Below are 15,529 nucleotides of genomic sequence, written 5' to 3'. Positions count from 1 at the left end.
CTCCTGTAGGTTATTTTCCCGACTTGGCGGGTGCTAACATGGCAATTGGAAGTGCTTCTTCAGCTTGCTCGCCGCCCATCCTGTATCCCCAAGCAAAGCGACCTTTCAAGTAATCGACTTTAAAAAAGTACCCCTCGTCTCCTTGGATTTTATAAATTTCTCCAGGTACGATGGAAGCAGGATCGACTAAGTAAGATTGAGCCATTAACGCTTTACGCTGATACACTGCGTATTCGTTCAAGATTCCAAGTTGCTCTGCTTTTCTTGCTTTCTCCATAAGTCGCGCAATTTCTGTTCGCAATTCTTGTTCAGTCATTTGGCTATACTTTTTTTCATTCTCCATCTTCTTCAAGCTCCTTTTTTTCAATGAATGCATCGATTCTATCAAATGGAATCCCTTTTTGATACATCGCTTGTTTTACACGTCTTTTTCGGTCATACCCCTTGTACTTGATGCTCACGCGACGCCACGCTTTTTCTCCAGCTGTTTCAGTTATAGAAGTCCACTCATCTTCATCCGGTTCAAATTCAACTGCATTTATCGCTTCTTTAATGATGTCAAACGAAAATCCTTTCCGTTGAAGCGCGTTTTGAATTCGTTGTTTTAGTTGAGCAGGTGCGACTGAACTATGTTTACGTGCTGCTTTTTCAGCTAATCTTGTTGCAGTTGCTAGTTGTTCTTGTGGGTCATATTCTTCTAATACTTCTTCCTGGATGGACGGGTCGATTCCTTTTTCCTTCATTTCCTGTTTGATAGCATTCGGTCCCTTCTCTGATGTGTTTTTTTGTGTACGGAGGAGCGCCTCTGAAAAAGCATGATCATCTAGAAAACCTAGCTTCTTCAACTTTATGATGGCTTCTTGAATTACAGCTTCTCCAAACTCAGCTTGTAGCAACTTTTGTTTCACTTCGTGTTCACTTCTCATTCTAAATCCGAGGAAGTGAAGCGCTCGATTGAAGGCGCGTTGAATTTCCTCTTCATAAACAAGATTTTCTTTTTCCCAGTTGTCCAGTTGCATCCCTTTCGTTAATCCGAACTTTACGAGATTCGATTCATGTATGCTAAACGTATAGATTTCATCCAAAAAAATATTGTAACGTTCTTTGTCCCGTTTATGCTGGGTTATCTTTGTGATTACCGGCATGTCCATCACCCCGCTTTCTATTCAGTATACCTGTTCTCATTAAATGGGTCAGCTGATTCGTTTATCTTCTTTGAAAGGAGCTTAATATATGAACATATTAATCACTGGAGGGACTGGTTTCATCGGTTCCAAACTCATAGAATTACTTAAATCAGAAGGTCATACGATTACAGTTTTATCTAGAAGTGAGTCTAAAGAAGAAAATGGAGTTTACTTTGTCCAATGGCTACAAAGCAACGCAAAACCTGAACAAGTTCTTACACCTCCAGATGCTGTAGTGAACTTAGCTGGAGTATCCATCAATGAGGGTAGCTGGTCAGAAGATCATCAAAAAAAGATCTATGAGAGTCGGATGGAAGCGACCGATGAATTGTTGCGTATACTTGGGACCCTCAATCAGAAACCCGATGTGTTCGTAAACGCCAGCGCAGTAGGAATTTATCCAACTTCTGAAACTCATGTGTACACCGAAAACTCGCCGGAAGTCGCTCATGACTTCCTAGGGAAAACCGTACATGATTGGGAGCAGAAAGCATCCAATATGAAAGAATATGGAACACGAGTTGTCTATACACGTTTCGGAACAGTCTTTGGTAAAGGTGGCGGTGCTCTACCTCTCATTGCCCTTCCATACAAACTGTTTGCAGGTGGAACAATCGGTTCAGGACAACAATGGATTTCTTGGGTTCATGTTGAAGATGTGGCGCGGGCAATCTACTTTGCAATTTCCACTTCTTCTCTAGAAGGACCCGTTAACGTAACTGCCCCTGCCCCTGTGAGGATGTCTGAACTAGGCAAAGCGATCGGATCTGTCATGCATCGGCCTCACTGGCTACCAGTGCCGAGCATTGCCATGAAACTCGCTCTAGGTAAAAAGAGTAAATTGGTTTTAGAAGGACAACATGTATTACCTGAAAAACTGAATGAAAGCGAGTTCACTTTTACGTATCCTGCCATTCGTCCAGCACTCGCAAACATTCTTGACTAAACGATGTATAGAACCTTCACATCAGCACACTCTATGAAAAAAGGAGTGTGCTCGATATGATGGAACAACATGGTCCTGGTATCTTAATGGCAGCATTCGTGATTGTTGTCGGTCTCGCTTTCAACCCATTTGCAGCTCATGCAGATGAATTCCATTGGGGATTTAAGAAAGCAGTAAACGAAGAGCCGCCAAACGCTGGTGGTGCCCTTGAATCGATGCTAAATGAGTACGGAGCCATATACAAAGGCAAGCCCGACAAAAAGATTGTTTACTTAACATTTGATAATGGGTATGAAAATGGCGAAACTGAAAGTATTTTGGATACGCTCGAAAAAGAAGATGCACCCGCCACTTTCTTTCTAACTGGACATTACTTAAAAAGCGCAGCGCCACTTGCAAAACGCATGGTCAAAGATGGACATGGAATTGGAAACCACTCCTTTGATCATCCTAATATGGCGAAACTAACCCCCGAAAAGATGAAAGACGAGTGGACACGATTTGATAAATTGCTCGAGGAGACGACTGGTATCAAAAGGACGGTTTACGCAAGACCGCCAGAAGGAATTTTTAACGAACAAGTGCTCGATGTTGGGAATTCACTTGGGTATCGCCATATTTTTTGGTCAGTCGCCTTTATCGACTGGTATGCAGATAAACCGAAGGGCCGCGATTTCGCCTACAACGAGCTGATGAATCAGCTTCACCCTGGTGCTGTCATTCTCATGCACACCGTTTCTTCTGATAACGCACAAGCACTGCCAGACTTCATAAGAGACGCTAAGAAAAAAGGCTATACGTTCGGTTCACTGGATGAGCTCGTGATGGAATATGAAGATATTCAATTAGGACTTGCTCAGTGAAACCCAGTAAAACGTAGTATACCAAAAAACAGAGACACCGATTCTACAAACGGCGTCTCTGTCTTTTTCTTTTACAACGCAACTCGTTTCACCGATTTCATTCCTATCAATGTTAACAAAAACAAAATGCCTAGAAACAAACCATATATGTACAAATAGTTTTGTTGCGACACTTCTAACACGAAGCCTCCAAGTATAGGTCCAGTCAAACTTCCGAAGCTAAAGAATATTCCACAGAGCAAATTCCCGGTAGGTAATAGATGCTTCGGAGTAAGATCCGACATGTACGCAACTCCGAGTGAAAAAAGAGAGCCAGAAAATATGCCTCCTATAAAAAACATGACCATGATTGAGATGGAAGATGCACTTAGCCATGCTGCGCCTGTAAATGCAAGCATTCCTCCCCCTAATCCAATTAGGAGAACCGGACGGCGTCCCATTTTGTCAGACAGGATACCAAGTGGAACTTGAGAAATGATCCCTCCGAAAGCAAAGGAAGGAATAATGATGGCAACCATACTTAAAGGGATTCCATTTCGAAGTGCATACACAGGAAACATGGCATTTAATGAAGATTCCAAAAATCCATAACCAAATGGTCCAAGGAACGCGATCCAAGCAACGATCACTGTCGCTTTTGCACGTTTACCAAAATGGCCGGCGCTTGCAGTCCCTGCCATCACTTCTGGAAGGTCATTTTTCAACGTAAAAACTAGTCCCCATGCGCACAACGTCAGTAACGCAGAGACGATGAATGGTAACCCTTCATTAATTGATACAAGAGGAACAAACATTGGACCAATGGCAAACCCAAAACCTACCGATAACCCATAAATAGAAATACTTCGTCCTAGACGGTGTGGTGAAACAGTACTCGTTATCCACGTTTGTGTTGCAAAATGGAGGGCATGATCTCCAATGCCGATAAATAAACGAAGCACAAACCAAAAAACTACACTCTTCCATAAAGGGAATGAAAGAAGCGATATCATGACGATTAAACCACCTGCGATAATGACTGGTTTGTAGCCAAATCTCCGTAGTGGTGCTTCCATGAATGGAGAGACTAAAAGTGTTCCTATGTATAGTCCTGTAGCATTTAATCCATTTAAAGTTCCTGAAATACCATCTTGCTCAAAAATAGCAGAGATTAACGGGAGTAACATCCCTTGTGAAAAACCAGAAATTGAAACAATAACGACCAGCACCAAAAAACGATGTTGTTGCTGGTTTCTTAGAATAGCCATTCGCCAAACACCCCTTATTCAACAAAAACCTTTATAATGATAGCATACAAAGGAGTGAATTTTAATGAAATTCGAAATGACAGAACACGGCTTCGAAACTGAAACAGAATTCGGTAAGCTCGAAATTTCTTCTAATGAAGAAAAAGGATTTCGCCCCTACCAGCTTATGGTCTCCTCGATAGCAGCCTGCACCGGAGGAGTAATGCGTAAAATCCTTGATAAGAAAAGGATGCCTGCCCAATCCATTAACATTGAAGTGAAAGAAGTAATTCGATCACAGGATGATGCCAGTCGCCTTGAGAAAATCCATCTCCATATTTCTGTGAAAGCAGATGGACTGACAGATGAGAAGATGCCAAAAATTCTCGAGTTAACAGATAAGAACTGTTCGATGTACCAATCTGTTGCGAATTGCATTGATATAAGAAAAACGTATGAACTGCTGAGCTGATTTTTTGCACATAAAAAGACCCGGCCTCTTGTTCTCCAATGAGGGCCGGGCTTTATGTTGTAAGTAATTTGTTCATAGATTTACTGCGAATTCGCCAATAGAATATCCATTTCCAGACGTCTTCGAATCGCCTCCTTCTGTTATAAAAACTTGTTCAACTGCCCTCCTTTTTTGGATTACATGTATCATAACACATTAACTTTCAATTGTGAATAGTTAAAATCAAATTTCTTTTTTACTAATTGTACTGACCATCTATTTCCGTTAAAATAGGTGTACAGAAAGAGGTGTACATTATGCAAAACTCACCATCTAACCAAGTTGATGATTTAAAAAATCGACTCAATCAGTTTTTGGAAACGCTCGATACAATTGAGCCTGAAACAGCTGATCTTGAAGAAATAGATCGTCTCATTAGCCTTGTTGACGATTTAGAAGTTCGCATGGGCAAGATGAAATAACATTTTTAAATTGAATACTTGTTCTATAGCAGAGGTGTCCGTAGCCTCTGCTTTTTTGGATGCAGGAACTCAACACCCCCCCCAAAATGAAACAACCTGTAACACTTTTTTCTCAACTATGATATACTACTATTAATAGTCATTATAAAGTAGTAACAGATATTATTTAAGTCGGATTCCCCTATGGGAATCCGACTTTATGACTTTTATAAGCTAAATGAAAGTGAATCTCATTCTCAATTAGGAGGGGTATTATGACAACACATTCAAATACTGAGCTTCAAAAGTCAGTGAATTGGAAAGAACATATTGAACTCACTTTGGCAATTCTTTCAGGTGTACTCATTTTGGGGGCTTGGTTAATTAGCAATAATGGAGATGAACTTTTTTCCATAGGACTCTATGTAACTGCCTTTTTGATCGGCGGTTATGCTAAGGCAAAAGAAGGAATTGAAGAAACGATTAAAAACAAAGAACTTAACGTGGAGATGTTAATGGTTCTCGCGGCTGTTGGTTCAGCGATTATCGGGTATTGGGCGGAAGGTGCGATTCTAATTTTCATTTTTGCGTTAAGTGGTGCGCTCGAAACGTATACATTGAATAAAAGCCATAATGAAATTTCTTCCCTTATGAAATTACAGCCTGAAGAAGCTTGGCTCATTCAGGAAGATGGCAGTGAAGTGAGTGTGCCGACGTCTTCCCTAGCAGTAGGTGCTCGATTGCTCGTCAAGCCGGGTGAACGAATTCCTGCAGATGGCATTGTGCAAAGAGGTAGTACATCTGTCGATATGTCAGCTATCAACGGCGAATCAGTTCCTGCAGATAAACGTCAAGGCGATGAGTTATTTGCAGGTACAGTAAATATTAGCGGCGTAATCGAAATGGAAATGACAAAACCAAGTAGTGAATCATTGTTCCAAAAGATTATTACCATGGTGCAGAATGCTCAAAGTGAAAAATCCCCTTCCCAGCAATTCATCGAACGTTTTGAAGGGAGTTATGTCAAAGTTGTCCTGGTAACAGTGGCACTGATGCTGTTCTTGCCTCACTTCATATTTGGTTGGGATTGGACAACAACATTCTATCGAGCTATCGTACTTCTAGTCGTGGCTTCTCCTTGTGCACTCGTAGCTTCAATCATGCCTGCTACACTCGCAGCTGTCTCTAATGGTGCTAAACGCGGTGTCTTGTTTAAAGGTGGTGTTCACCTCGAACACTTAAGCTCATTACGTGCCATTGTGTTTGATAAAACAGGGACGCTAACGACTGGTAAACCCGTTGTGACAGATTTCATCGTACGTGAAGGGACTTCTGTTGAAGACGCATTGTCACTTTTAGCAGGGATCGAGTCTCGTTCGAATCATCCTCTAGCGATAGCTGTTACAGCGTACGCACTCACTCAAGAAGTCTCGATGCGACGTGACTTTGACATTGAAGAAGTTCCGGGTAACGGCTTGCGAGCGTTTCCACCTGAAGGAGAAGTGATCGTTGGAAGCCCACGATTTGTCGGGATTGATGATGCTAAAGCATTTCATAGTGGATCCGCTTTTGCTCTTGCTGAAGAGGGGAAAACCGTACTTTTCATTAAAGACCAGGAGGGCATTCTAGCAGCAGCAGCGCTGCAAGACGTTCTCCGTCCAGAGGCGATAGAAGCGATTCAAGAACTCAAAAAGGCTGGGTTGAAAACGATTATGCTAACGGGAGATAACGAAAAAACCGCAAAAGCCATTGCTTCACAAGCGGGGATCGATTCGTATACAGCAGAATGTCTTCCAGATATGAAAGTTAAGAAGGTCAAAGAGTTGATGGAACAATACGGTGCAGTTGGAATGGTTGGAGATGGGATTAATGACGCTCCAGCACTTGCTACAGCAACAAGTGGGATTTCAATGGGTGAAGGAACAGACGTTGCATTGGAAACAGCAGATGTCGTTTTGATGAAGAATGACTTGACGAAGCTCCCTTATACAATTAAGCTTTCAAGAAAAATGCAACGTATTGTAAAGCAGAATGTATTCTTCTCTATCCTCATCATCGCGATGCTCATCATTTCCAACTTCATGCAAATCGTGGATTTACCCTTTGGTGTAATTGGCCATGAAGGAAGCACGATTCTTGTCATTCTAAACGGATTGCGAATGCTCAATACAACAAAGTAAAAGCAATGCTACGGTATAAGCTAAGGCATTGCTTCAGACTGTAGACAAAAGGGATGGAAATCTAATCGATTCCCATCCCTTTTGTCTATAGTCTAAAGCAATGCTACAGATTATACCGTGGTATTGCTTTTTAATACTTTTATTCGTTCTGCCCGTTCTTTCGCGACTGCATTTATTTGCCCACCTATCATGAGAATGATTGCTGAGAAATAGAGCCATAGCATAAGAATTATGATGGTTCCTATACTTCCATAGGTATTCGCATAGCTTCCAAAATTGGAAACATAGAATGAGAATCCAAGAGTAGTAATAATCCAACCTATCGTCGCAAACAAAGCTCCAGGAAGCGCAGTTTTAAATGGCAGTTTCACATCAGGCACTAACCAATAGATGAGTGTGAATACAACAGCAATTAGAACAGGTGGTAATATGAATCGTAACTGATTCCACAATGTATTAAATCCGTCCTCAAATCCTAAATATGAAAAGATGAATGAACCGATCTGTTCTCCAAAGACAGGTAAACCGAGCGCCACTATCACGACAAGTACAAGCATAATAGTGAAAACTATCGACATACCACGCTGGACAACAAACGATCGCGAGTCTTCTTTGAAATAGGACCGATTTAGCGCTTTCGTTAGTGCATTCATCCCTTTGGATGCAGACCAAAGTGTTGCCAAAATACCAACGGACAACAATCCGCCATTTTTGTTAGCCAACACTTGCTCAAGAATATCACTAATCATGGATGCCACTTCTGCCGGGGCATAATCCTTGATGAACAGAATGACTTCCGCCTGGTCAAGATTCATATAGGGCAACAACGTGAAAAGGAAAATAAGCAGTGGAAACATTGAGAACAAGAAGAAATAAGAGAGTTCAGCACCAAGACCAGATACATCGACTGTTTTAATGCGCAAAATCAATTCCTTCATAAATCCATCTTTTGTTGTCACATCAAATGTATGTATGTCTCCTTCTTTAATGTCTGTTACAAAACCGCCTACTTTTGAATCCGAAAATTTGTTTCCGCCCTCATTGGAACGGTGCGATAGTTCGTTTATGTACGGTTTGTCCTGATGGGCCTTTTTGAGTGAAGGCGACCCATCGGACAACTTGTTGTTTTTTTCTTCTTTCAAAGCGGTTCACTCCTTTTCGCTTCACGGTTTACGAAGTAGCTGTTTGTGGGTCCTTCATAATGGTTTCATACTCTTCTTTCGAATCGACAAATGTCTCCTTTGTATCTGTTACAAATTCTTTCACTTGTGGTGTTAATGCCTTAAGTTCTTCTACTTGTTCCTTAATATAAGATACATCCCCAGATAGCTGTTCATAGGCAGCTTGGAATTTGTCTTTCTGATCAACCAATTTTTGTTTCAAGCTTTCAGGGTTCTTTGCATAGAACGTAATTTCGTTTGCCGCTTTTTTAGAAGTCCCTACCACTGTAGTACGTGTTGAACGATCGAGCAAAGCAGCGACACCACCTCTTAATGCGCCTAACAAGATGAATTTACCAAGTTTACTATTCCCCATAAAAATTACCTCCAAATAGATTACTTAATTGCTTACCGTATTATACCCCAGTAAGTAAAAAACAAACAAATCAGCTCAAGCTTTAAAAAAGTACTTGACGTACGCACTGAAGTTTCGCAATATTAGTACTTAATAAAGACAATTCGTTTAACTAGTTTGAATTTTCTATTTCGAGGAGGTGGATGACTTCTTATTACGACCTTTTTAGCATATGTTAGCCAAACAACAAGGGGGGAATTGGGATGGAACAAGCACAAGCATTTTTAGGTAAATTAAGCGATATCATTTGGGGGCCACCACTACTGATATTACTTGTTGGAACGGGGATATTTTTAACCTTCCGACTCACTTTCATTCAGTTTCGATTATTGCCGTACTCATTGAAACAAGTATTCTCTAGAAATCATGACAAAAAAGCAGACGGCGATATCACTCAATTCCAGGCGTTGATGACGGCCATGGCTGCAACGGTCGGTGTCGGTAACATTGTAGGGGTTGCCAGTGCTGTTGCAACTGGTGGACCCGGAGCTATTTTCTGGATGTGGATCGCGGGTCTGTTCGGAATGGCAACTAAATATGGAGAAGCAGTCCTCGCAGTTAAATACAGAGTGAAAGATGCTAATGGACAAATGTCCGGTGGACCAATGTATTATTTGGAACATGGTCTTAAACAAAAATGGCTCGGTGTCTTGTTTGCCATCTTTGGCGCATTTGCTGCTTTCGGGATTGGTAATGGAACTCAATCTAAAGCCATTGCAGATGCTATGCATAATACGTTCAACGTACCTTTCTATGTTACAGGAATTGCCCTTGTCATTTTTGGAGCTCTTGTAATTTTAGGTGGTATCAAGTCAATCGGTAAAGTAACAGCATTCTTTGTACCGATTATGGCACTATTCTATTTCATAGCTGGAGCAATTATTATTATCTTAAACTATGACTTGGTACCCGCTGCATTCGGTCTGATTTTCAGCGATGCATTTTCTGGTCAAGCAATTGCAGGTGGAGCAATTGGTACAGTCATACGTTTTGGAGTGGCACGTGGACTCTTCTCAAACGAAGCGGGTCTTGGATCTGCACCAATTGCTGCAGCTGCAGCAAAGACAGACATGCCTGGACGTCAAGCGCTAATTTCTATGACTCAAGTACTGTTTGATACATTGATTATCTGTTCGATCACCGGGATTACGATTGTCATGTCTGGTCAGTGGGACAAAGGCATCGACAAAGGCGCGTTAACAGGAGTAGCGTTCGGTGAGTTCCTAGGTGGAGCTGGACCTATGATCGTTACAATTGGACTGATTTTCTTTGCATCCTCAACAATCCTCGGATGGAGTTATTACGGTGAGAAGTGCTTCCAATACTTATTCCCGAGTCCTAAGGCTGCATTCGCTTATCGAATCGTTTTCGTACTCTTCATCTTCGTTGGAGCTACTGCAACTCTAGACGTAGTGTGGTCACTTGCAGATGTTCTCAACGGTCTAATGGCAATTCCGAATCTAATTGGCCTTCTCGGCTTGTCTGGTGTCATTGTAATGGAGTCTAAACGTTTCCACGCAAAAATGCAGGAAGAGAAACGTCTAAAAGCAGGTCTTCCTGTTGACAGTGAGACTAAATAATGGAATGATTAAGTCCTAGATTGCGAAAGGCGGAAAAAACCATGGACTTAACTCAACCAACTACTGAAAATGTCTCGTATATGATTAATCAAATTAAAGAAAAACTTCGTATGGTGAATGTAGATGCGATGAAGTCAGAGAACTTCAGCACATCCAAATATGAAGACCTTCATTACATTTACAAAATGGTAATGAAACGCGAGACGATTACACCAAACGAAATGCAAGCGATTGTTGCTGAACTCGGTTCACTTCGCGGCTAACTCATAATAGGTCTATAACAAAAAGCAGCAGCTCCCATTCCGTGGAGCTGCTGCTTTTTGTTTAGTTATTATTCAAATGCTGTACCATCTTTTAATACAAGCGGTTGAATCAAGACTTCAACCCGTCTGTTTTTTGCACGATTGGCTTCTGTATCGTTTGCTGCAATTGGACGGAATTCTCCATACCCTTTAGCACTGAACGCCATCGGATCCACTTTATCATTCTCAGCAATTATGGATAGGAAGTTGACTGCCCGCATGACGCTGAGCTCCCAGTTCGTTTTGTACTGACCGCTAACCATCGGCACATTATCCGTATGACCTGCAATTACGATTTGCCTCGGCTTTTCAAATACCAGCAATTTTGCAATGTCAGATGCAATTGAACGATATTGTGTATCGATTTCTGCACTACCTGTTTTAAATAGTACACTGTCACGTATCGTGACCAGCAGTCCCTCTTCCGTGAGCTTTGTATCAAACTGACCTTCCAACTCATTTTCAGCAATATAATCTTCTAGACTTTCTTGGATTTCTCCAAGTGATCGCTGGTCCTCTAAATAGGAAGAATTATCGTTTTCAGCTCCTAAGTCATCCTTCGGCACAGGCACCGTAGTAGGAGAAGAACTTTCCATAACACCTTTACCCCCGTCAAAAATTTCATTGAACACTGAAGAGATTTGACTGAATTTCGCCTCATCTACTGAACTGGATGCAAACAATACGATGAACAAAGCAAGGAGCAATGTTAACAAGTCTGAATAAGGCAGAAGCCAGGATTCATCAACGTGGCCATCATCTTTTTTGCGCTTACGCTTCTTCGGCAACTTCTCCCGCCTCCTTGCCTTTCGGGCTTTCGTTAGCAAGCTTACGACGTTCCTCCATAGATAGATATGAAGATAACTTTTGTTCAATTACGCGTGGAGCTTCTCCTTCTAAAACAGAAAGTATTCCTTCAATCATCATGTTCTTCTGCCGCACTTCTTCTGCTGATTTCCGCTTTAGTTTGTTAGCAAATGGATGCCAGAGTACATACCCTGTGAAAATCCCTAGTAATGTCGCGATAAAAGCTGCGGAAATCGCATGACCGAGTGCTTCGGTATCGTTCATATTCCCAAGTGCAGAAATAAGTCCGATTACCGCACCGAGTACACCGAGCGTAGGAGCATATGTACCAGCCTGCGTGAAAATAAGAGCACCGGCAGAATGTCTGTCTGCCATTGCATCTACTTCTTCACCGAGCACATCACGGATATAATCTGCGTTCTGTCCGTCAATGGCAAGTCCTAAACCATTTTTCAAGAAAGGATCCTCGATAGAATCGGTTTGCGCTTCAAGTGATAGAAGCCCCTCTCTTCGGGCTACATCCGCCCAAGATGAAAACATTCGGATAATATTTGAGTCTGAAGTAAGTTTTTGTTCTTTGAAAATCACACCGAACAATTTCGGTATCCGTTTAATCTCGTTCATCGGAAATGCGATGACTATCGCAGCTACAGTACCAACTATGATAATAAGGAAAGCAGCAGGATTCGCTAAGTTTGCAAGTGGCGCACCTTTTAGTACCATTCCAACTAATACTGCTGCGAAACCGAGAATTAACCCAAATACTGTTGATAAATCCATGTAAAGACCTCCATGTCTTTCATTCTTCTATTTATTTCGTCATAATCTGTGATTTCTTTAGACAATCCGGTCGAGAAATCTCAGTAATCTTTTCTTTTCTTGCTGTAAGCGGATTCAAGTCATTCTTTTTGCACTTTTCAAACCAAAGTTGGTACTATTAGTATACATTGTGAAAGGGGTATGAATCTATTGAATACATTTGAACAGCAATTACAAAATTACGCAGAACTTGCCGTTAAAGTCGGCGTGAATATCCAACCCAATCAAAACCTCTTTATAAGTGCTTCTACAGACGTTCGTGAATTTGTACGAATCATCGTTGAAAAAGCTTATGCTGCAGGTGCTCGTCAAGTATTTGTCGACTGGAGCGATGATGTCATCTCCCGGATCCGGTACGAACAAGCTCCAGCAGATTCATTCTCTGAATTCCCTTCTTGGAAAATTGCAGAGCGCGAGGAACTTGCGAAAAATGGAACTGCCTTCATGAGCATCGTTTCCCAAAGTCCTGACTTATTCAAAAATGTAGATCCTTCGCGTATTCGCGATGCACAAAAAGCGAGTGGACAAGCTCTTGATGGATTCCGTCAAATGATGCAAGCAGACAAATTCAGTTGGACGGTCATTGCCGCACCTTCAGCTGATTGGGCAGCTCTTGTCTTCCCTGATCTACCAAAAGCTGAACAGGTTAGCGCGCTATGGAATGCCATTTTTAAGGCAGTGCGAGCGAACACAGGCGATCCAGTAGAAGAGTGGAAACAACATGACAAGAAACTACATGAAAAAGTGGACTATTTGAATAACAAACATTATCACACACTGCATTACACAGCTCCAGGCACTGATTTAACAATTGAATTACCTGAAAAACACACATGGTGTGGTGCGGGTAGTGTAAATGCTGATGGTGCGACATTCATGGCGAATATGCCAACTGAAGAAGTATTTACAGCACCTTTAAAGACCGGAGTAAACGGTGTCGTTTCAAGTACAAAACCACTAAGTTATGGCGGAACAATCATCGATGACTTTAAGATTACTTTTAAAGATGGAAAAATTACAGATATTGCTGCTGGTCAAGGACAAGATGTTTTGGAAAATATGATTGAAGCTGATGAAGGGGCCAAATATTTAGGTGAAGTTGCACTCGTCCCTCATGAATCTCCAATTTCAGCGTCTGGACTATTGTTCTACAACACACTTTTCGATGAAAACGCTTCGAATCACTTAGCGATTGGTAGCGCGTATGCATTCAATTTAGACGGTGGTAAAGAAATGGATCGCAAACAACTTGAACAAAATGGTTTGAACCAAAGTATCACTCATGTCGACTTCATGATTGGATCCGGTGAAATGGATATTGATGGTGTCCTTGCTGATGGGACAGTTGAACCTCTCTTCCGAAGAGGGACTTGGGCATTCTAAACTTGAATTATCCACAAAGTTGGTGCAGTCCTCTTAATTTTTTCGTGTAAATGAGGTATAATGGTAGTAGTCACTGATTATCAATAGAGAGGAGACTAATAATGGCCTTACTAATCGTTACTATCCTCGGTTTTGCAGTTACCTTTGGTACAGCTGCGATGTTCATGATTCACTATATGGGCGATTCTCTAGTGTCGCACGACTGTGAAGTAATTGATCCAAAACCAGATGTCACCTACTAATCATAATCCTATATTGGGTTCTTGAGAATATTAAAAGGGCTGCCAACTGGCGCCCTTTTTCTCTATATACTATTAAAATCGGAGGAATTTTTATGACACTTCTTTCAACAATATTAGAGCATAACGACCAGTTCGTAACTGAACAGCAGTATGAAAAATATGCAACAACAAAGTTTCCGAACAAACGAATTGTTATCTTAACATGTATGGACACGCGTCTTACAGAACTCCTTCCGAGTGCCATGAACTTGAAAAATGGAGACGCTAAAATCGTTAAAAGCGCCGGTGCTCTCGTGGCCCATCCATTCGGTAGTATCATGCGTAGTCTACTCATCGCTGTTTATGAGTTACAGGCGGACGAAGTGTACATTATTGGTCATTATGATTGTGGTATGAGCTCTATAAATACAGATTCAATTATCGACAAAATGGTTGCTCGAGGGATTGACCGTGACCTATTTAAAACACTTGCTTATTCAGGAGTGGACCTTAAAGGCTGGCTTCATGGATTTAAAGATGTGACTGCTAGCGTTAAACAGAGTGTTGACGCAGTTCGCAACCATCCGTTAATGGATAAAACGGTTCCTGTACATGGTCTAGTCATCCATCCCGACACTGGAAAACTAGATATCATTGACGATGGTTATTCAGAAATCGCTACGCAAAACGACTGATTCCGTTTTATTTCCCGGGAAATAGACAATAAAAAACACATTTCCACCCAGCTTGTAAAAGCTTGTGGAAATGTGTTTTTTATTAATGAAACCATATCCGAAAACGACTTTTCAAAAATCGCCATGCGGTCTTACCCTTTCAATAATCGTCTTCAAGTTGTGCATACATATAATGATCTTCCCACACACCATTAATATATAATAATTTTCGATGTAAACCTTCGCGGTCAAACTTCGTTTTTTCGAGTACTCGAATCGATGCAACATTACGTGGCGAAACAAATGCCTCCACCCGGTGCAAGCCTGCGGTTTCGAATGCAAACTTCGTGACGAGCTCAAGGGCTTTAGTCCCCATCCCTTTTCCAGCAGACTCATGATCAATCGAATATCCGACAAAACCACTTGAAAAAGGCAAACGCTTTATGCTGTAAAGTGAAATTTGACCAACCAATTTGCTAGTTTCACTATCAAAAATACCGAAATTGTATTCCCGGCGGTCTCTCATTTGATAAAGAGACTCCCGAATTTTCTCCCTTTGCATCGGCACTGTATAATAGCTGGCATCGTGGCGGGGTTCAAATACAGTCCAATACTCTTTGTTGCGAGAAACCAATTCTGTAAAAATCATGGCGTCTTCTTCAGTTAATATGCGTAAATAGCATGTTGTTCCTTCAAGTAGTATCACGCTCAATTCCACCTTTGTACGGGTCGTTAGCCATTCCATTTTCTTACTCACACATATATGTTTATGTAATCATTTTCCTTAGTATACCATGTTCTTCCCTTAAGTAACGGTACTATACATATCAAATCAGGACAATTGTTGCGAAAAC

General features: G+C 41.4%; 18 protein-coding genes. 10 read left to right on the top strand and 8 right to left on the bottom strand.

The genetic code is table 11. The annotated features are described in order from the left end of the window. Positions 1-10 precede the first annotated feature (10 nt). Positions 11-343, bottom strand: coding sequence for a YfhH family protein (locus DVB69_RS16330; protein ID WP_116020173.1), 333 nt, complete (start codon positions 341-343; stop codon positions 11-13). Continuing rightward, on the bottom strand, positions 333-1,145 hold the full coding sequence (gene recX, locus DVB69_RS16325) for a recombination regulator RecX (protein ID WP_199562889.1): 813 nt from the start codon (positions 1,143-1,145) through the stop codon (positions 333-335). The genes DVB69_RS16330 and recX overlap by 11 nt, the downstream gene beginning before the upstream one ends. Positions 1,146-1,233: 88 nt before the next feature. Here recX and DVB69_RS16320 point away from each other — a divergent pair, with 88 nt between their 5' ends. Then, positions 1,234-2,133: a TIGR01777 family oxidoreductase gene (locus DVB69_RS16320; RefSeq protein ID WP_116020171.1), complete on the top strand. Its 900-nt coding sequence runs from the start codon at positions 1,234-1,236 to the stop codon at positions 2,131-2,133. A 56-nt stretch (positions 2,134-2,189) separates the two neighbouring features. Beyond that, positions 2,190-2,996: a polysaccharide deacetylase family protein gene (locus DVB69_RS16315; protein WP_199562888.1), complete on the top strand. Its 807-nt coding sequence runs from the start codon at positions 2,190-2,192 to the stop codon at positions 2,994-2,996. 71 nt (positions 2,997-3,067) lie between these two features. Here the strand turns inward: DVB69_RS16315 and DVB69_RS16310 are convergent, their stop codons facing one another. After that, positions 3,068-4,243, bottom strand: a complete 1,176-nt coding sequence (locus DVB69_RS16310) for an MFS transporter (protein WP_116020170.1) — start codon at positions 4,241-4,243, stop codon at positions 3,068-3,070. 64 nt (positions 4,244-4,307) lie between these two features. Between DVB69_RS16310 and DVB69_RS16305 the strand changes: the two genes are divergently transcribed. The 3 genes from DVB69_RS16305 to DVB69_RS16300 all read left to right on the top strand — a co-directional run bounded on the left by DVB69_RS16305 (position 4,308) and on the right by DVB69_RS16300 (position 7,314). Next, positions 4,308-4,694, top strand: a complete 387-nt coding sequence (locus tag DVB69_RS16305; protein WP_116020169.1) for an OsmC family protein — start codon at positions 4,308-4,310, stop codon at positions 4,692-4,694. A gap of 296 nt (positions 4,695-4,990) precedes the next feature. Beyond that, a complete protein-coding gene (locus DVB69_RS17730; protein ID WP_199562887.1) occupies positions 4,991-5,155 on the top strand; it encodes an SE1561 family protein in 165 nt (54 codons plus the stop codon). Positions 5,156-5,409: 254 nt separating this feature from the next. Beyond that, positions 5,410-7,314 (top strand): heavy metal translocating P-type ATPase, encoded by a 1,905-nt coding sequence (locus DVB69_RS16300; RefSeq protein ID WP_116020168.1) that lies wholly within the window; start codon positions 5,410-5,412, stop codon positions 7,312-7,314. Positions 7,315-7,424: 110 nt separating this feature from the next. On the opposite strand, the gene DVB69_RS16295 is transcribed toward DVB69_RS16300, so the two are convergent. Together DVB69_RS16295 and DVB69_RS16290 are read right to left on the bottom strand one after the other, a co-directional pair. Continuing rightward, the gene (locus tag DVB69_RS16295; protein ID WP_233505442.1) at positions 7,425-8,456 is read right to left on the bottom strand and encodes a YihY/virulence factor BrkB family protein; all 1,032 of its coding nucleotides are present in this window, start codon (positions 8,454-8,456) and stop codon (positions 7,425-7,427) included. Positions 8,457-8,484: 28 nt separating this feature from the next. Then, on the bottom strand, positions 8,485-8,850 hold the full coding sequence (locus DVB69_RS16290; RefSeq protein ID WP_116020167.1) for a YtxH domain-containing protein: 366 nt from the start codon (positions 8,848-8,850) through the stop codon (positions 8,485-8,487). 242 nt (positions 8,851-9,092) lie between these two features. Between DVB69_RS16290 and DVB69_RS16285 the strand changes: the two genes are divergently transcribed. Then, complete coding sequence (locus tag DVB69_RS16285; protein ID WP_116020166.1) at positions 9,093-10,469, top strand: alanine/glycine:cation symporter family protein; 1,377 nt, start codon at positions 9,093-9,095, stop codon at positions 10,467-10,469. A gap of 41 nt (positions 10,470-10,510) precedes the next feature. Next, complete coding sequence (locus DVB69_RS16280; RefSeq protein WP_116020165.1) at positions 10,511-10,732, top strand: DUF1128 domain-containing protein; 222 nt, start codon at positions 10,511-10,513, stop codon at positions 10,730-10,732. Between the two features lie 68 nt (positions 10,733-10,800). Here DVB69_RS16280 and motB read toward each other — a convergent pair whose 3' ends face one another. Together motB and motA are read right to left on the bottom strand one after the other, a co-directional pair. Then, positions 10,801-11,559, bottom strand: coding sequence for a flagellar motor protein MotB (motB, locus tag DVB69_RS16275; RefSeq protein WP_116020164.1), 759 nt, complete (start codon positions 11,557-11,559; stop codon positions 10,801-10,803). Beyond that, entirely contained in the window at positions 11,543-12,358 is an 816-nt protein-coding gene (gene motA / locus DVB69_RS16270) for a flagellar motor stator protein MotA (protein WP_116020163.1), read from the bottom strand. The genes motB and motA overlap by 17 nt, the downstream gene beginning before the upstream one ends. 180 nt (positions 12,359-12,538) lie before the next feature. On the opposite strand from motA, the gene DVB69_RS16265 reads away from it, so the two are divergent. The 3 genes from DVB69_RS16265 (at position 12,539) to DVB69_RS16260 (ending at position 14,696) form a co-directional block, all read left to right on the top strand. Beyond that, positions 12,539-13,780: an aminopeptidase gene (locus DVB69_RS16265; RefSeq protein WP_370452999.1), complete on the top strand. Its 1,242-nt coding sequence runs from the start codon at positions 12,539-12,541 to the stop codon at positions 13,778-13,780. 101 nt (positions 13,781-13,881) lie between these two features. Next, the gene (locus DVB69_RS17625) at positions 13,882-14,022 is read left to right on the top strand and encodes a hypothetical protein (RefSeq protein ID WP_158541116.1); all 141 of its coding nucleotides are present in this window, start codon (positions 13,882-13,884) and stop codon (positions 14,020-14,022) included. A gap of 92 nt (positions 14,023-14,114) precedes the next feature. Beyond that, positions 14,115-14,696, top strand: coding sequence for a beta-class carbonic anhydrase (locus DVB69_RS16260; protein WP_116020161.1), 582 nt, complete (start codon positions 14,115-14,117; stop codon positions 14,694-14,696). A gap of 139 nt (positions 14,697-14,835) precedes the next feature. Here DVB69_RS16260 and DVB69_RS16255 read toward each other — a convergent pair whose 3' ends face one another. After that, positions 14,836-15,381: a GNAT family N-acetyltransferase gene (locus DVB69_RS16255; RefSeq protein WP_199562886.1), complete on the bottom strand. Its 546-nt coding sequence runs from the start codon at positions 15,379-15,381 to the stop codon at positions 14,836-14,838. Positions 15,382-15,529: the final 148 nt, after the last annotated feature.

The sequence above is a fragment of the Sporosarcina sp. BI001-red genome (assembly GCF_003384035.1).
Lineage (GTDB): Bacteria > Bacillota > Bacilli > Bacillales_A > Planococcaceae > Sporosarcina.
Note: the sequence above shows the minus strand (reverse complement) of the source record. Positions and strands in the feature narration are given on the sequence as shown.